This is a genomic window from Clostridium frigoris (genome assembly GCF_018861865.1).
Taxonomy (GTDB): Bacteria; Bacillota; Clostridia; order Clostridiales; family Clostridiaceae; genus Clostridium_AD; species Clostridium_AD frigoris.
Genome location: NZ_JAHLDV010000012.1, coordinates 36,343 through 55,293, shown reverse-complemented (window position 1 = coordinate 55,293; position 18,951 = coordinate 36,343). Strand labels below are relative to the sequence as shown.

General features: G+C 30.7%; 15 protein-coding genes. 2 read left to right on the top strand and 13 right to left on the bottom strand.

Annotated elements, in window-relative coordinates; genetic code table 11:
- Nucleotides 1–222: 222 nt before the first annotated feature.
- Nucleotides 223–705, top strand: coding sequence for a PTS sugar transporter subunit IIA (locus tag KPL37_RS07995; protein WP_216147654.1), 483 nt, complete (start codon nucleotides 223–225; stop codon nucleotides 703–705).
- A 17-nt stretch (nucleotides 706–722) separates the two neighbouring features.
- The gene (locus KPL37_RS07990; RefSeq protein ID WP_216147651.1) at nucleotides 723–1,007 is read left to right on the top strand and encodes a PTS sugar transporter subunit IIB; all 285 of its coding nucleotides are present in this window, start codon (nucleotides 723–725) and stop codon (nucleotides 1,005–1,007) included.
- 70 nt (nucleotides 1,008–1,077) lie between these two features.
- On the opposite strand, the gene KPL37_RS07985 is transcribed toward KPL37_RS07990, so the two are convergent.
- The 13 genes from KPL37_RS07985 to KPL37_RS07925 form a co-directional block, all read right to left on the bottom strand.
- Nucleotides 1,078–2,082 (bottom strand): LacI family DNA-binding transcriptional regulator, encoded by a 1,005-nt coding sequence (locus KPL37_RS07985; protein WP_216147648.1) that lies wholly within the window; start codon nucleotides 2,080–2,082, stop codon nucleotides 1,078–1,080.
- A 56-nt stretch (nucleotides 2,083–2,138) separates the two neighbouring features.
- Nucleotides 2,139–3,659: a UDP-glucose--hexose-1-phosphate uridylyltransferase gene (galT, locus tag KPL37_RS07980; RefSeq protein ID WP_216147646.1), complete on the bottom strand. Its 1,521-nt coding sequence runs from the start codon at nucleotides 3,657–3,659 to the stop codon at nucleotides 2,139–2,141.
- Between the two features lie 58 nt (nucleotides 3,660–3,717).
- Nucleotides 3,718–4,878, bottom strand: coding sequence for a galactokinase (locus tag KPL37_RS07975; RefSeq protein ID WP_216147642.1), 1,161 nt, complete (start codon nucleotides 4,876–4,878; stop codon nucleotides 3,718–3,720).
- Between the two features lie 373 nt (nucleotides 4,879–5,251).
- Nucleotides 5,252–7,252 carry a methyl-accepting chemotaxis protein gene (locus tag KPL37_RS07970; protein ID WP_216147718.1) on the bottom strand — a complete coding sequence of 667 codons (2,001 nt, stop codon included), beginning with the start codon at nucleotides 7,250–7,252 and terminating at the stop codon, nucleotides 5,252–5,254.
- A gap of 55 nt (nucleotides 7,253–7,307) precedes the next feature.
- Nucleotides 7,308–7,769 (bottom strand): arginine repressor, encoded by a 462-nt coding sequence (locus KPL37_RS07965; RefSeq protein WP_216147639.1) that lies wholly within the window; start codon nucleotides 7,767–7,769, stop codon nucleotides 7,308–7,310.
- A 947-nt stretch (nucleotides 7,770–8,716) separates the two neighbouring features.
- Complete coding sequence (arcC, locus tag KPL37_RS07960) at nucleotides 8,717–9,667, bottom strand: carbamate kinase (protein WP_216147636.1); 951 nt, start codon at nucleotides 9,665–9,667, stop codon at nucleotides 8,717–8,719.
- Nucleotides 9,668–9,734: 67 nt separating this feature from the next.
- Nucleotides 9,735–10,856, bottom strand: coding sequence for an aminotransferase (locus tag KPL37_RS07955; protein WP_216147633.1), 1,122 nt, complete (start codon nucleotides 10,854–10,856; stop codon nucleotides 9,735–9,737).
- A 171-nt stretch (nucleotides 10,857–11,027) separates the two neighbouring features.
- Nucleotides 11,028–12,446: an arginine-ornithine antiporter gene (gene arcD, locus KPL37_RS07950; protein ID WP_216147630.1), complete on the bottom strand. Its 1,419-nt coding sequence runs from the start codon at nucleotides 12,444–12,446 to the stop codon at nucleotides 11,028–11,030.
- 97 nt (nucleotides 12,447–12,543) lie between these two features.
- On the bottom strand, nucleotides 12,544–13,542 hold the full coding sequence (argF, locus tag KPL37_RS07945) for an ornithine carbamoyltransferase (protein WP_246578179.1): 999 nt from the start codon (nucleotides 13,540–13,542) through the stop codon (nucleotides 12,544–12,546).
- A gap of 36 nt (nucleotides 13,543–13,578) precedes the next feature.
- A complete protein-coding gene (arcA, locus tag KPL37_RS07940) occupies nucleotides 13,579–14,802 on the bottom strand; it encodes an arginine deiminase (RefSeq protein WP_216147627.1) in 1,224 nt (407 codons plus the stop codon).
- 614 nt (nucleotides 14,803–15,416) lie between these two features.
- Nucleotides 15,417–16,370, bottom strand: a complete 954-nt coding sequence (gene arcC, locus KPL37_RS07935) for a carbamate kinase (protein WP_216147624.1) — start codon at nucleotides 16,368–16,370, stop codon at nucleotides 15,417–15,419.
- A gap of 47 nt (nucleotides 16,371–16,417) precedes the next feature.
- Complete coding sequence (gene argF, locus KPL37_RS07930) at nucleotides 16,418–17,416, bottom strand: ornithine carbamoyltransferase (RefSeq protein ID WP_246578178.1); 999 nt, start codon at nucleotides 17,414–17,416, stop codon at nucleotides 16,418–16,420.
- 65 nt (nucleotides 17,417–17,481) lie between these two features.
- Complete coding sequence (locus KPL37_RS07925) at nucleotides 17,482–18,903, bottom strand: amino acid permease (RefSeq protein WP_216147620.1); 1,422 nt, start codon at nucleotides 18,901–18,903, stop codon at nucleotides 17,482–17,484.
- Nucleotides 18,904–18,951: the final 48 nt, after the last annotated feature.

Here is an 18,951-nt window from a genome sequence, read left to right as displayed (position 1 = left end):
TTTTCATAAAAGTTTACACATTAACTATAAATTACAATTTAAATATAAAAATATGTAACTTAAGCAGTTATTAGGTTATATTTGCACTAATCATTTTAATAAAATTAGTTGTTTTGGATTTAACTTTACTATATACTTGTTTTGTAGATTAATTTAAATTATGTATACCTTTACGGCGATCTTAAGACTTCATTATATTGGGATATGATAGGAGGGTTTATTATGAACTTAGATTCATTAAGTGAAAACGTTTTAGTATTTAGAAACCTAGACCTTTCAACTAGTACTGAAGTTTTAAATTTCTTGTCCTCAAAACTATATGAAAGAGGTTTTGTAAAAAAAGAATATCAAATAGCTATTCTAGAAAGAGAGAAAAAATATCCTACTGGGCTACCATCTATAGATATTAAAATAGCTATACCTCATGCAACTCATACTTTAGTAAATAAAGCAGCCTTATCTATAGGCATCCTTAAAACCCCCGTAGAATTTAAATCTATGGGTGATAGTAATATTAATTTAAATGTACAAATTATTATAATGCTAGCTCTAAAAGAACCTCACGGTCATATTGAAATGTTACAGAAGATAGTTAAACTTATTAAAAATCCCGAAGCATTAAAATCAATTGTTAATGCTTCCTCAATTGAGGAAGTTTTAAATACATTAAAGCCATATTTAATTAATAATAAAAAGTTATCATAACTTAGGAGGAATTTAAAATGAAAAAAATATTAGTAGCTTGTGGAACTGGAATAGCAACCTCAACGGTAGTTGCAGTTAAAATTAAAGAAATTTGTAAAAAGGAAGAGATCGATGTAATTATAACTCCCTGTAAACTTACAGATGTTCAATCAATAGTCCCAGATTATGATTTATTAGTAACTACAGGTACATTTGATGTCTCAGAAATGAATGTTCATATAATAGCAGCTATATCTCTTCTAACAGGCGTTGGTGAAGAAGATACACTTAATGAAATTATAAAAACATTAAAAGAACAATAATCAAACCATATATAATAAGCCGTACCCTAATTTATTTGGAGGGTACGGCTTATTTAAAAAGTAAACTGCTCTATAGATTTGTTTTAATTTTCGAGCAGCTACCTCTTTTTATAATTTTTGTTGGTATAACTACTTTTTTAGCTATTTCTCTTTCATCTTTTAATTGCTCAATTATTAACTCTACAGCAGTTTCTCCCATAAACTCCATATATATTTTTACTGTAGTTAAGGGAGGTACTATAAACTGTGATGTTATATTATCATTATATGATATTACACTTATATCTTCTGGTATTCGGAGGTTAGCTTCACTTATAGCTCTATAAGCTCCTATTGCCATAGAGTCATTAGCTACTATATAAGCAGTTATATCATTTTTATCTTCTAATGCCTTTTTCATGAGTTCATAACCACTTTGTGGTGTAAATTTACCTATATACAAATTAGTTTTGTAATCTATTCCTCTAAGTCGCATTTCTTCTTTATATGTTCTCTCACGCCTATCCACAAAAATATCTTTACCATCATTAACGTATTCTATTCCACTAATAAAGCCAATATTTTTATGTCCCAGCTCCTCTAAATAATTTAATATATTAATAGTTGCATACTTTAGATCACATACTACAGAATCATAAACATCACTTCGTGGTGATGAGTCAACAAATACTATGTTCTCTGATACTGTTCTAAGCTTTTCCAGTTCCATAATCCCAAATTTACCAATAGCTATAATTCCATCTACTTCTTTTAAACCTATATTAAAAAGTGGTGATAATTTTACCACTTCTATATTTTCACTAGCACATTTTTTCTCCACAGCTAGTCTTATAGATAAATAATAAGGATCAAGCACTTCCTCTTTTTCAGTATACCAATTTGCTATAGCTAGCTTAAATGTACTTTTCTTAATGTTTTTATCATTTTTTTTAACATAGTTTAATTCCTCAGCAACTTGAAATATTCTTTGTTTTGTAATATCAGTTACATTTAATTTTTCATCAAAGTTTAATACTCTGGACACAGTAGCAATTGATACTCCAGCGCTGTTTGCTATATCTTTTATTGTTACCATTAATTTCACACTCACTTGCCTTTTTGTTATTTTGACAATACTAAAATGTTATATCTCTATAAACTAACAATAAATTTATTAAAAGCTTGTTTTCCTTTAACATCCGGTTTAAATACTCCAGCCTGTTCTAGAACCTTTGAAAATACAATACCTATTTCTTTTTTTAATATTTCATCAACATTTTTTTCATTAATATCCGAATATTTTTGAGTAAGAGCTATCGCCCATTCTTTATGTTTTATAAGATCCTCTTTATTATCTAGTTCACTAAAGATATCTTTATCTTTATTATTTACTAAATAATAACTTAGCTCTTTTATCTCTGTTTTTAATCTTGCTGGTAAAACTGCAAGTCCCATAACCTCGATGAGTCCAATATTTTCTTTTTTTATGTGATGTAACTCAACATGCGGATGAAAAATTCCATCTGGATACTGATCTGATGTTCTATTATTTCTTAGAACTAAATCTATCTCATATGATTCTCCTCTTCTTCTGGCTATAGGTGTTATTGCGTTATGTGGGGCATCATCAGTAAATGCACTTATGTTCACGCTCTCATCAGAATAATTCTTCCAAGCTTTCAAAATATGATCAGCAAGTTTTATAAGTGTTTCCTTGTCTTTAGCATTTATTCTAACAACACTCATAGGCCACTTAACTCTACCAATTGTTACTCCCTCGTATCCTTTAACATTAAATTCTTCCTCTATAGGTGCCTTTGCCATAGCAAATTCATAATTTCCACCCTGGAAATGATCATGACTTAAGATTGACCCTCCAACTATAGGAAGATCTGCATTAGATCCTACGAAATAATGTGGATATTGCTCCACAAAATCTAGTAACCTTTTAAATGTTTCCTTACATATTTTCATTGGTACATGTTCACCATTTAATATTATACAATGTTCATTATAATAAACATAAGGAGAATATTGTAAAAACCATTTGTCTTTATCTAACATAACAGGTATAAGCCTATGATTTCCTCTAGCTGGATGATTTATTCTACCTGCGTAACCCTCATTTTCTTTACAAAGTAAACAGGAAGGGTAAGCACTTGATTTTAAATTTTTAGCTCTGGCAATTTCTTTTGGATCCTTTTCAGGTTTAGATAAATTAATAGTAATATCTATATCTCCATAACTTGTTTCTGCTTTCCATTTTAAATCCTTTTGCACTCTTTCCCATCTTATATAATTTGAACTTATACTTAATTTATAAAAATAATCCGTTGCTTTTTTCGGACTTTCCTTATAAAGCCTCCTAAATTCCTTTATTATTTCTGATGGTCTTCCTATTAAACAAGCCATTATTTTTGTGTCAAATAAATCCCTGGCAATTATGCCATCATCGTTTATTACTTTGTTCTCAAAAGCCCAAGTTGTTATATTATCCAAAATTTGTTGCACTTCATATTCTTTATCTTCAATATTTTCTTCCTTAATTTCATCTAAAGCTAAAGTTTCTAGAAGTCTGTTTTTTGTATATATTAAATCCTCTTGAGTTATTAATTGCTTATTTATTGCATAATAAAGTAATTTTTGAATTTCACTTGAAATGTTTACTGCCATATTATCATCTCCTTGGGTGCTGTTCATCTTCTTCGAAGCTGCATCATCTGTGAATCTGTTATAGTTTTCTTGCACCATCACCTATTTGAGCTACATAAAAGACTGCTTCGTATCCTATTTTCTTATTATATTTTTCTCCAACATTTTTAATGAAATCATCTACAAATTCATCTTTAACTATACTTACTGTGCATCCACCAAAACCAGCTCCTGTCATTCTTGACCCAACTACGCCTGGCATTTTCCATGCAATTTCAACTAAAGTATCCAGTTCTATTCCTGTAACTTCATAATCATCTCTTAGTGATATATGCGACTTATTCATTAACTCACCAAATAATTTTATATCTTTATTTTCAAGTGCTTTTACAGCTTTTAAAGTTCTTTGATTCTCATAAATTGCATGTTTTGCACGTCTTGCACAAACTTCATTTTTTATAAGATGTCTGTTTTTTTCAAATACATCTTCATTTATTTCACAAAGAGCATTAATTTTAAGTTCACTTTGTAAATCTTTAAGAGCAGTTTCACATTCTGATCTTCTTTCATTATATTTAGAATCAGCAAGACCACGTCTTTTATTCGTGTTTGATATTACTATAGATGCTCCGTCAAGCTTAATGCTTGAATATTGATATTTTAATGTATTTGTATCTAACAATATAGCATTATCTTTTTTACCCATACCTATAGCAAATTGATCCATAATACCACAATTTACACCTACAAATTGATTTTCTGCTTTTTGACTACACTTAACAATATCAATCATACTAATATCAAAATTATATAAATCCTTTAAAATAACACCAGTAAGTACTTCTATAGAAGCTGAAGAAGACAACCCTGCACCATTTGGTATATTTCCGTAAAATAATATATCAAATCCACTATCTATTTTCATTCCTATACTCTCAAAAGCCCAAATTACTCCCTTTGGATAATTTGCCCAATCGTGTTCTTTGTTATATTCCATTTCATCTATATTTATTTCCATTATTCCTAGTTCTTTAAAATTATCTGAATAAAATCTTATTGTTTTATCATTTCTTTTTTTTATTGATGCATAAGTTCCAAAAGTTAATGCACATGGGAAAACATTACCACCGTTATAATCTGTATGCTCTCCTATTAAATTTACTCTACCTGGAGCGAAAAAAACCTTTTCAGCCTCGCATTTATAAACCTCTTTAAACATATCTTTTAATTTATTAATCATAATTAAATTCCTCCTTATAATAAATAGTTTTCGTGTTTCTCTATATGTATAGGTTATCATTGTTTTAGTAAAATTTCAATAGTTTTAGTAAAATAATTATTTTTTATTATATCATTATTAAATTTCACAAAAAAAATCACCCCCTTAATGGATATCCAACTATTTTTTAGTTGTAACCATTCAATAGGATGATGTTATCTATATCTATAATCTTATGATTAAATTCTAATCTATTTTGTTATTATTGTTCCCGCTAATTCCCTTATAGCATCCTTAGCTTTTTCAAGAGATGTTATAATTGCTTTTCTACCCTCTTTTGCGGTATCCCGTTTATATGCAAAACATAGTTTGTTATATAATCTTTTAAAAAATCTTATTTGACTTTAAATTTGTTTATTTCTGTATCTAATCCCTCAGCTAATATTTGAAGTTCACTAAAATGTTTTGTAAATTCCTCCATAGTTGCTGTGATTTCTTCAGTTGAAGCTGTTACTTGCTCTGACGAGGCTGCTGTTTGTTCTGATATAGATGAAATATTCTCAATTTCTAGAACTGTAGATTCTTTTTTCTCATTTACATTAACAATCGATATTTTTACCTCATCAACTTTAGTAATCATTATATCAATTGATTCTAAAATTTTGCTGAATATATCTTTAGTTTCACCTACCGTCAAATCCTGTTCATTTACTACTGTTTGAGTAGATTTAATAGCATTTACAGCTGCAACAGATTTTTTCTGTATATTTGCTATAATTTTCTTTATTTCTTCTGTTGAATTCTTTGATTGTTCAGCAAGTTTTCTTATCTCTCCAGCAACTACTGAGAAACCTTTACCCGCTTCACCAGCACGTGCAGATTCTATACTTGCGTTTAGTGATAGAAGATTAGTTTGTTCTGTAATACTTACTAATGTTTCAGAAATAGCATTTATTTGCTTAGTGCTCTCATTCATATCTTGAATTATTCCATTAACTGATTTAGTAGATGATTTAGTTTTATTTGATTTTTCAATTAAAGTGCCTATCATAGACAGTCCTTTCGATCCTAAATCTTTAGTCCTACTTGAAATCTTATCCATTTCATTGGAGTTAGCGCTAATTTTACCTAACCTGTTTGATAAATCATCCATTGCCAATGCACCATCTTGAGCATTTTGAGCCTGTTGAGTTGCCCCTAATGACACTTGCTCAATTGCACTTGAAACTTCACTAATAGAAGCCGTTACCTCCTCCGACATACTTGCAAGAGTTATGGAGGTTTCCGATACCGTCTTTGATGAGTTTGTAACATTATTCATAATGCTTAATATATTTTTCATCATTAAATTAAACGATGTAGCTAAATCTTCAAATTCATCTTTTGTTGAAGCTTTAATAGATACCATTAAGTCTCCATTAGAAGCCTTAGCAAAAACCTCTTTTAACTTTTGAATATTATAAGCTATACCCTTACTTAATACTAATGACATAACTATAGAAATCAATCCCATTATTAATATTATTAATAATGTTGTATGTATTATAGATTTTGTGTCATTGGATAGTTCACTTTCATCTAAAGTAGCCACTAACTTCCAACCTGTTAATTCGTTTGTTTGATATACTCCAAACTTCTTTGAGCCTTTATCATCATAATTAACAAACCCACTATTCTGTACCCTTGCTGTATTCCAAAATGGTAACTTTGAAGCCGTATTTGTATTAATAAGCATCTTTACAGGGTGGGCTAAAACCTTACCTGATGCCTCCGAAATAAACACATACCCTGTATTCCCTAACTTTTTTGTGGATATTTGTTCTGCTAGTGTGTTTAATGTTAAATCTATTTCTACAACACCAACCACTTTCCCATTTTTTTCTACTGTTTTGGCAAGTGTAATAATGCTTTTTTTAGTTCCAGCATCTACATATTCAGGTGTTATTATAACTTGTCCTTTATGCTCTAAAGCTTGCATATACCAAGAACTTTTAGTTGCATCGTAACCTTTAGGCATTGTAGCATTAGGATATGTACTAAATTTGCCCGTGGTAGTTCCATAAGATATATCAAGTATATCTTTGTTACTTTCTGTTACGCCTTTTAATAAATCAGGTATATATTTAATATTATCACTTACATCAACATTAACAAAATTATAATTTTCAGATGTCATCGAAAGCATATTTGAAAATTCATTTAAATAATTTGATAATCCATGATTTATTTCCGTAAGTGTTTGTCTACTTGTTATTGTTAATTTATTATTAAGAATTGATTTCGACTGAGTATAAGAACCAACTCCAAGTATAATTAATGGAATTATACAAATTGCTACCAGACTAATAATTAATTTATTACGAATAGTGTTTAGTCTTAACTTTTGAATTTTAATTACCCCCAACCCATTATTATTTTAATTCCCTTACTACTTAATTATAGGTGCATACTTATTTCTCATATTCACTAATCATTTTTTTAACCTTTTGTATTATCTCTTTTGTATCTTCTTCTTTTCTAACTAAAATAAAAACAGTATTATCCCCAGCTACCGTTCCTACAATGCCATTGAATTTCAAAGAATCTAAAGCTTCTGCCGCTGCGGCTCCAGCTCCTGATATGGTCTTAAGTACTATAAACTTATCTACATGATCAACATACAGAACAGTTTGAGAAAAAATATTAGCTAATTTATTAGATAAAAAACTGTCACCCTGAGAACTAGTAACATATCTGTAAGTTCCATATGCATTCACAACCTTAATTAATTTTAGTTCGTTTATATCTCTAGAAACAGTTGCTTGAGTAATATCAAATCCATTGTTTTTTAATTCTTCTGCTAACTGTTCTTGAGTTTCAACCTCTTTAGCCTGTATGATCTCAATTATTTTTGCATGACGTGATATCTTCATCTTTCTCTCCCTCACAATCTGTTGTTTTAGAAATTATTTTTTCTCAAAATACCAACATAATTATAATCATAGAATTTAACTAATTTACATTCTTTGTCTGAAACTTTCACTAATATTTTGTTGAAACTATTTAGCATTTTTGTCATGCCTACTATTAATCTAAGTATACCATTCCTTCCAAATAAACACTTTCAATCTTAAAATATTAGAATTTTTTCCAAATACAATCATATTATATCATCTTCTTATAACTTTAATAATTGTTTAATTGTTTTTGCTGCTGCATTATCTTTTTTACTGAATTGTATCATATAAATCATCTCCATTTACTTTAGTAAATTAATGTCTATATTACTAATTCGAGATAAAAGTTTAAAATCATTTTTGTGAATTTTTATAAAACAAATGCAAATTTGTAAGTTTTTAATTTTGTATATCTAAATTACGAATTGAAGGTGATGCTTCATTAAATAGTGTAGCATCACCTCTTAATTATCATATCTAAATCATATTGTATACACAAAGCAATAGGACTACCACTTTTCTTGTCATATTCTTCAGGTGTATATCATTCAAACGCAACAAAGTCAGGTACTTCTTCTTCGAACCCACCTTTTTTACATTTAAAAAGTATCATTTTATAACTTTCTTGTGGTTGAAATGGTATACTATCCTTATTCAGTACTTTACGTTTAAAAATTCTTTTAATACGTTCCTATATCATATATATACCAATAATAACATAGCTTTTAAACGATACTCTATCCGAAAATGCTCCAGTAATTAATACTGGAGTGATAACAGCAAACATCTCTTGAAAAAGAAAAAAACTAAAGTAGCACTAAATAATACTAAGTCTGTATCACCTAAATTAATATATCTCATATAAAAAATTATTTTATATGCGCATTTGTAGCTATTTTGTCATCATATAATTTATATGTAAACTAGCTTATGATGACTGTTCCTGCTGCCCCACTTATTGCTTCTTTAGCTTTTTCAAGAGATGTTATAATTGCTTTTCTACCCTCTTTTGCTTCTACGAATATAAGAGCTGCTTTTATTTTCGGAAGCATAGAACCAGGAGCAAATTGACCTTCTTTTATATATGTTTTAGCTTCTTCTACAGTCATTCTTGAAAGATTCTTTTGGTTTGGTTTGCCAAAATTAATAGCAACCTGCTCAACTGCTGTAAGTACAACAAGAAGATCAGCATTTATTAATTCAGCTATTTTACAAGAAGCGAAATCTTTGTCTATTACAGCTGGTACTCCTTCGAGATTACCGTTTCCTTTGTCAATTACAGGTATACCGCCTCCACCAACAGTTATAACAATATGTCCAGCCTCAACTAATGTCATAATAATAGGCTCTTCTACTATATCAATTGGTAATGGTGAAGCCACAACTCGTCTCCAGCCTCTATTAGAATCTTCCTTCATTGTATATCCCTTTTCAGCTGTTAATTTCTCAGCCTGTTCCTGCGTAAAAAAAGAACCTACTGGTTTAGTTGGATTCTTAAATCCTGGATCCTTAGGATCTACTATTACTTGAGTAATCACAGTGGCAACTTCTTTATTTATTCCTCTTCTTCTCATCACTGCCCTAATACTTTGTTGTAGATGATATCCTATATAACCTTGGCTCATAGCACCACATTCAGGGAAAGGCATTACTGGACTATTTTCATTTATAGATGCTGCTGCTTCATAATTAGCTACAATTTGGCCTACTTGAGGTCCATTACCATGAGCAATAATTATCTCATGGCCTTCTTCGATTAAATCTACAATAGTCTCTGAAGTTTCTCTTGAAGTTATTAATTGTGCCTTTGCAGTAGTATCTTTTGGGTTTGCTTGAAGGGCATTCCCCCCAAGTGCAATTACTATTCTTGACATATTCATTTCTCCTTTTATATTTAATATGAAATGTAATATTTTAATAGAAAAATCATTTTAAATTTAGTTATTTATCAAACTTTCTTAAATAATCAGATAACTCTTTTAATCCATTTTTTAATATCTCTGTGTGTGTACAATATCCTAATCTAGCATGTCCAGGAACATCAAAACGATTGCCAGGTACTAACAGGACTCCTTTTTCTTTTAAAATATCTATACAAAATTGCTCAACATCAATAGGTATATCTAATTTAATAAATGATGTAGAAACATATTTTGGAAATACTAATGAAACACGAGGCTCATTTTTAACCCATTCCTTAACAATCTCTAAATTCGTATGAACAATTTTTTTATTTCTATTGTAGACTAATTCTTTATTTTTTAATATATGAACAGCTAGATAATCATCAAAAACACCTGCACAAATCATAGTGTAGTCACGATATTTTCTAAATAAGTCTGCTAATTCTTTATTGCTGGCAATCCAACCAACACGTATTCCTGGAACTGAATATGTTTTTGATAAACTATTTGTGGAAATTCCTTTATTGTATAAATCTACAATTGAAGAAACAGAACTAGTAGAATCTAAAGGTTTATATACTTCATCAACTAAAATATAAGCACCAACATTACTCGCAACTTTTACTATTTCTTTAAGAAAGTCATCATCAAATATTGTTCCAGTAGGATTATTTGCATTATTCAAACAAATTAATTTTGTATTTGGACGTATTAATTTTTTTAGTTCATCGAGCGTTGGTAGCCAATCATTCTCTTCATAAATTTCCCAAAAATCTACCTCTGCGCCAAAAGACTTTGGAATATCATATAATTGTTGATAGCTAGGATGCATGGAAATTACATGATCACCGGGCTCGATTAATGAGTATAATGCTAAAAGATTTGCACCTGTTGCTCCATTTGTTTGTAGAATATTTTCAGGTGGAACATTTTTATATAATTTGCTAACTTCTTTTTTAAACTCTGGCGAACCTTCTATCCACCCATAATTCATTTTTGTTTTTAATAATCTATCAAAAAATTCCTTTGGAGTTGTACCATCTATAGATATTATTTCTTCTAATGAAAATGATGCAATCGAGCTTCCTGCTATATCATAAATAGCATCATTTTCCCAAACATTTAACCATTCTTCAACGCCAAAACTTGCAATATTCATATTAAATCATCTCCTTTGCAGCTGCACATCTCTACACGAGATGCATTAACGACTTCAGAAGGAGATTTATATTCCCACTGAAGTTTTATTTTTACTAAGGTAGTTAGCTTCCACTTGTAAAAATGGGGAATTTTCCTTTTGAAATGTCATTAAAAACCTCTTTTCGATAATTTAAATAGCAACTTTTCCTATAGCTAATTGGTAAATGATATATATTGATCCTATAACAATTAAAGCAGTCAATATAGCTTGTCTCTTTGTTAGCAATTTCTTTTCACCGTTTTCTTTTCTAGCCATGGCAAAAAACACAATTCCAGGAATATAAGCTATAAGGCAGAGTAAAGTATAGTTTAGTCCTGAAACTACGATTGCCCATATTTCAAAAACCACAGTAATTAGCCCTACTAATATTTGTTTTATTTGTCCCTTTTCATGTCTGTTTAAATAAGATATTTTAAATTGGTACAATCCAACAAATAAGTAACATACGAGTATTGCAGCAGTACAAAGAGAATAAGCAAATTGATATGCCTTATCTGTAAATAAGAAAGTAAAAATAAATAATTGGGTTAAGGCCGCTGTGATAATCAAAGAAAAAGTAGGCGCACCAGCTTTATTTACTTTACCAAATATTTTTGGCAATAGTTTTGAACGAGCCATTAAAAGAGTTGTTTCAGATGGTAACATCGTCCAAGATAACCATGCACCTGAAATTGAGATTATTAAACCTACGTTTATAAATGCAGCTCCCCAAGGTCCAACAATATCTTTTAAGATATAAGCCATTGAAGGAGTAGCTAATTTCGCTAACTGATCTTTACTCATAACACCATAAGGAATCATGGAAGCAAGTATATAAATAATTAATAATCCTATCAACCCAAGAATAGTTGCTCTTCCAGCTTCAGATTTTTTATTAGCACGAGAAGATAACATAGAAGCTCCTTCTATACCAACAAAAACCCACATCATTACCATCATACAACTTTTAACTTGTGAGAATATATCTGATAGATTAAAATTAGTAGATATGTTTCCCCAAAAATGATTGGTGAATAAATCCACCTTAAAAGCTACAATACCTATTACTATGAATAAAAAGATAGGTATTAATTTAAATATGGTGACTACTGTATTTATAACAGCAGCTTCCTCAACGCCTCTATTAACTATATATGTAAGTGCCCACATAATAATACTAGCACCAATAATTGAGGCAACATTTTGACCGTTTCCAAATACAGGAAAAAAATAAGAAAGTGTACTCATAAGCATTGTAGCAAATGCTACATTACCAAGCCATGCGGATAACCAATACCCCCATCCACTAATGAACCCTCCAAATTTTCCAAAACCATCTTCTGCATAGCTAAATATACCATTCAATTCAGGTTTTTTTAATAATAAATTGTTAAAAGATAACGATAACATTAAAATACCAAAACCAACAATTATCCATGCAATAATTGCAGGTCCTGCAGCAGCACCTGAGGCTAAATCTCCAGATATATTGAATATACCAGCACCTATTGAGGAAGTAATAACAAGTGCTGTTAGTGAAAATACGCCTAATTTTTTATCCTTTTCCATCTTATACTCTCCTTCTAACCTACTAGCAATATTGAAATTTGGCGAGAATAATAATATTACCCTCACCAATTAGATTTATAATTATATTTATCTCAGGCTAGTTTCCAAGTGTAGCAACCATAACTGCTTTTATTGTATGCATCCTATTTTCTGCTTCATCAAATACAATAGAATGTTTACTTTCAAATACCTCATCTGTAACTTCTAAACCTTCAAGACCATATTTTTCAAATATTTCTTTTCCTACAATAGTCTTTAAGTCATGGAAGGCTGGTAGACAATGCATAAATTTAACATCTTTATTACCTGTCTTATTAAGCATTTCCATATTAACTTGGTATGGTTTTAATAATTTTATTCTTGATGCCCAAACTTCATCTGCTTCACCCATAGAAACCCATACATCTGTGTAGATTACATCTGCATTTTTAACGCCTGCATCCACGTTATCTGTAATAGTAATTTTTGCTCCTGTAACTTTCGCAATTTCATTACATTTTTGGACTAATACTGTTTCTGGGAATAAGCTCTTAGGTGATACAATTCTAAAGTCCATACCCATTTTAGCAGCACCTATCATCAATGCATTTGCCATGTTATTTCTTCCGTCACCAGCATATACAAACGAAATGTAACTTAATGGTTTATCAAAGTGTTCTCTTATAGTTAAGAAATCCGCAAGAATTTGTGTTGGATGATCCTCTGTTGTTAAGCCATTCCATACAGGTACTCCTGCATATTTAGCTAAATCTTCAACAACTTCTTGACCATATCCCCTATATTCTATTCCATCATACATTCTTCCAAGTACTCTCGCTGTGTCTGCTACAGATTCTTTCTTACCAATTTGAGTCCCTGTAGGTCCAAGGTAAGTTACATGTGCTCCTTGATCTAGTGCACCTACTTCAAAAGCACATCTTGTTCTTGTAGAACTCTTTTCAAATATTAGAGCAATGTTTTTACCTTTTAAGTTCTGCTGCTCAGTACCTGCATACTTAGCTTTTTTTAGATCTCTAGCTAAATCTAAAAAGTAGTTTATTTCCTTTGGAGTAAAGTCCATCAAAGTTAAAAAGTTTCTGTTTCTTAAGTTAAACATAATAAATTCCTCCTAATATTTTTAGTTTCGTCATTTTTATAAGTTATCTCTATTTAGTGGCATACTCATACATCTAGGGCCGCCTCGTCCTCTTGATAATTCAGCACTTGGCATTGTTATAACTGTTATACCACGTTTTGATAAAATTTCATTTGTAATATAATTTCGTTCATAAGTTATAACCTTTCCTGGTGCAATAGCTAGAGTATTTGATCCATCATTCCATTGTTCTCTTGCAGCTACTATAGAGTCGCCTCCACCGCATCTTATTAATTCAATTGAAGGTAGATTTAACGCATCTTTTAATACATTTTCTAATATATCCTTTTCTTGTTTAATATTTAATTCGCCGTTAAGACCTTTTGTAATTTCAAAAACATTAAGCGGTCCTTCTATCTCTGGGTGTATTGTAAATTTATCATAATCAACCATAGTAAATACAGTATCAAGATGCATAAATGCTCTACTAGACGGAATTTCTAATACTAATACTTTTTCAAAAGCAGTATGTTTTGCAAACAAATTTCTTGCTACTACCTCTATAGCCTCAGGTGAAGTTCTTTGACTACATCCTATTGCAAGCGTTGTAGCAGATAATATAAGCTCGTCTCCACCTTCTATATTGTTGGGAAGATTCCTATTATACCAAAGTGGTACTTCGTGTTGTTTGAAAGATTTATGATATTTATGAATAAATTCTAGGAACATAGTTTCTCGCCTTCTAGCTTCAGTTTGCATAGTATTTATAGTAATACCATTTCCAATTGAAGCACCTGGATCGCGAGTAAAATAAAGATTAGGCATAGGATCTAAATAGAATGGATAATTGTTTCCGATTAGTCCTCTTAGTGAATGCATCTCTTTAACATCAATATCATTTTTTCTAACTCCAGCCATAAGTATATCAATCATTTCTCTTGTAGGCTTTGACATTAAATAATCATAAAGAGATTTATATATTTCTTTATTACTAATGTGACTTTCTTGTAAAAACTGCTGTAAGAATATTTCTTTTACTTTATTATCTTCCAAAGCCTCTGTAGCAAGTTCTTCTAAATAAAGGACCTCTACATCATTTTCTTTTAAAAGCTTTGCAAATATATCGTGCTCTTTTCTCGCTACCTCTAAATAAGGAATGTCATCAAAAAGCAATCTTGCAAGAAGTTCCGGTGTTAAATTTTCTATTTCTCTACCTGGCCTGTGTAACATTACTTTATTAAGTTTTCCTATTTCGGAAGTTACATTTATAAATGATTCCATGATGTTTTATCCCCCTATCGTTTCTCTTAATATCTTCATTATAAAGTTTTCGATTTTATATTGAAACCTCCTTATTATACGATTATATCTAATATATCTTGTCTATTAAGCTTCATACTCTTTTATAACTCTGCTTATATCTTAAGCTTGATTTTTCACAGTAATTCTACGTATGTTACCACTTGAAAATTTGAAACAATAGATTAATTGTATATATATCCACAATATTCTAATTTATAATGTATAACATGAAAAATAGGGTATAAACATGCATAAAAGTTTTTTTTGGTTCTTTATGCCTATAAATGCATAATAATACTCAAACTAAATTCATATTACTTATGTGCTATTATTGTCATACTTATATTTATGCACTTATACTTGTTTTTTCCATTAATAATCACTGAAATCGTTGACAAAATCAGCATTGTTAACATTTTATTCATAATATTTAAATCTAAAAATCAGGAAAAATTTAATATAAAAAAATAATTTATTTTATATATTTAAATATTCTTAAATATCGTTAAAGTGACCTAAAAAAAATGATTTCTGTATTATACAGAAATCATTTTTCACTTTGTAATTACTTATTTATAGTATTCTATTCTCCATTAATTCATACATATTACTGTTCCCGCAACTTCATTTATTGCTTCCTTAGCTTTTTCAAGAGATGTTATAATTGCTTTTCTACCCTCTTTTGCTTCAACAAAAATAAGAGCAGCTTTTATTTTTGGAAGCATAGAACCAGGAGCAAATTGTCCTTCTTCTATATATGTTTTAGCTTCTTTTACAGTCATTCTTGAAAGATTTTTTTGGTTTGGTTTACCAAAGTTAATAGCAACCTGCTCAACTGCTGTAAGCACAACAAGAAGATCAGCATTTATCAATTCTGCTATTTTACAAGAAGCAAAATCTTTGTCTATTACAGCTGGTACTCCCTTAAGGTTACCGTTCCCTTCATCAATTACAGGTATACCACCTCCACCAACCGTTATAACAATATGTCCTGCTTCAACTAATGTCATAATAATAGGCTCTTCGACTATATCAATTGGTAAAGGCGATGCCACAACACGTCTCCATCCTCTATTAGAATCCTCCTTCATTGTATATCCTTTTTCAGCCGTTAATTTTTCAGCCTGCTCATGAGTAAAGAAAGAACCTACTGGTTTAGTTGGATTCTTGAATCCTGGGTCATTAGGATCTACTATTACCTGCGTAATTACAGTGGCAACTTCTTTATTTATTCCTCTTTTTCTCATCACTGCCCTAATACTTTGTTGTAGATGATATCCTATATAACCTTGACTCATAGCACCACATTCAGGGAAAGGCATTACTGGACTATTTTCATTTATAGATGCTGCTGCTTCATAATTAGCTACAATTTGGCCTACTTGAGGTCCATTACCATGAGCAACAATTACCTCATGACCTTCTTCGATTAAATCTACAATAGTCTCTGAAGTTTCTCTTGAAGTTATTAATTGTGCCTTTGCAGTAGTATCTTTTGGGTTTGCTTGGAGGGCATTCCCCCCAAGTGCTATCACTATTCTTGACATATTCATTTCTCCTTTTATATTATAAATAAGATATAATTTATTTTAGACTAGTTACCAAGTGTAGCAACCATAACTGCTTTGATTGTATGCATTCTGTTTTCTGCTTCATCAAATACAATAGAATGTTTACTCTCAAACACTTCATCTGTAACTTCTAGACCCTTAAGACCGTATTTTTCAAATATTTCTTTTCCTACAATAGTCTTTAAATCATGGAATGCTGGTAAACAGTGCATAAACTTAACGTTTTTATTTTCTGTTAATTTAATCATTTCCATATTTACTTGATATGGCTTTAAAATTTTAATTCTCTCTGCCCAAACTTCATCTGCCTCTCCCATAGATACCCATACATCTGTGTAAATCACATCTGCATCTTTAACGCCCTGTGCTACATTGTCTGTTAGTGTAATCTTTGCTCCTGTTTCTTTTGCAACTTCATTACATTTTTGAACTAATTCATCTTCTGGAAAGAGGTGCTTTGGAGATACAATTCTAAAGTCCATACCCATCTTTACCGCACCAATCATCAATGCATTTGCCATATTATTGCGTCCATCACCAGTATATACAAATACAATACTACTTAATGGCTTATCAAAGTGCTCTTTTATTGTTAAAAAATCAGCAAGAATTTGTGTTGGATGATCCTGCGTTGTTAAACCATTCCATACAGGTACTCCTGCATATTTAGCTAATTCTTCAACTATTTCTTGACCATATCCTCTATACTCTATTCCATCATACATTCTTCCAAGAACTCTTGCTGTATCTGCAACCGATTCCTTTTTACCAATTTGTGTTCCTGTAGGTCCAAGATAAGTTACATGTGCTCCTTGGTCAAGTGCACCTACTTCAAAAGCACATCTTGTTCTTGTTGAGTTTTTTTCGAATATTAAAGCAATATTTTTACCTTTTAATTTTTGCTGTTCTGTACCTGCATACTTAGCTTTCTTTAGGTCGCTAGCTAAATCTAAAAAGTAGTTTATTTCCTTTGGAGTAAAGTCCATCAAAGTTAAAAAGTTTCTGTTTCTTAAATTAAACATAATAAATTCCTCCTAATATTTTTATTTATATTGTTTTTATAATAAAATATCTTACTTTACTTTTATTATAAAACTTTAGTATCCTTTGTATTAGTATTATTCATCTTTCTAGAGAAGTATTTAAACGAAACATATAATATTATTATTGTTGGAACTCCTGTGATAACGGCTATTTTTTCTGTTGGATCAAATATCATAGCTATTACTATTATGCCATATAATATAAGCGCTAAAATTGGAGTTACTGGATAAAATGGCGTTCTATATTTTAAATCCTCAACCTTATTCCCTTCTGATATATAACGTTTTCGAAATCGCATTTGACATATACAATCTATTGAATAAATGAATATATCAATGCTTGCGAGAAGAGAGATTAAGAAGAGATAGACTGTATCAGCTGCTATAAAACTGGAAACTATTGCAAATGATGCAAACGCAATAGAAATAGCAAGTGAATATATTGGAACTTTATTCTTATTTAGTTTTGATAATATTTTGGGAGCTTGTTTATGTTTTGCAAGAGACCACAAAGTCCTTGTACTTGCATATAAAAAACCATTTGCTGATGACAGTGCTGAGGTAACAACAATTATATTTACTAAAAGTGCAGCTGAACTTATGCCGGCGCTTTTAAACATATAAGCAAAAGGACTACCTGCAAGGTTTGCTTCTCTCCAAGGAAGAACACACCCAATTAAAATAACACATACTACATAAATTAATGTTATAGAAATTACATATCCTTTTATGGCCTTTGGCATTTCAACTCCAGGGTTTTTACTCTCACCTGCTGCAGTTGCAATAAGGTCTGATCCACCAAATGCAAAGATAGCAGATAACATACATACAACAATGGCTTTAAACCCATTAGGAAATGCTCCTCCATCATTTACAAAATTCGTGAACCCAATAGATTTCCCTCCAATAACGCCTGTCATAATTCCAATTCCTACAATAACAAAGAGAGCTACAGCTATAATCTTAACACTTGCAAACCAAAATTCTGTTTCACCATAGTTCCTAGCTGGAAGTACATTAAGTAAAATTAATAAAATAGTAAAGGCAACAATCCAAACTAGTGAACTTACAGTAGGGAATATATTTTTCATTATAATCGCTGAAGCAACTAATTGAGCTGTCACTGTGACCGCACAACTTATCCACTTCATCCAACCAGATGTAAATCCTATTGCTGGACTAATAAATTCTGTTGCATAGGCTTGCACATTACCTGAAACGGGCATTGCCACTGTTAGCTCTCCAAGGCATGACATCATTAGATACATAATTAATGCACCAATCAAATATGCAACCACCGCACCCCCAGGCCCCGCATTGTGTATAACATAACCTGAGGCTAAAAATATGCCCGTACCTATAGTTGACCCAAGTGTATACATTTGAATGTGTCTACTTGATAAACTGCGTTCAAGTCCTTTAGATTTATCAAGTACCTCTTTTATTTCATTGTTATTTGATTCCATTCTACACTCCCCCTTTATTTAACTGTGGTAAGCATGTAAATTCAAAAT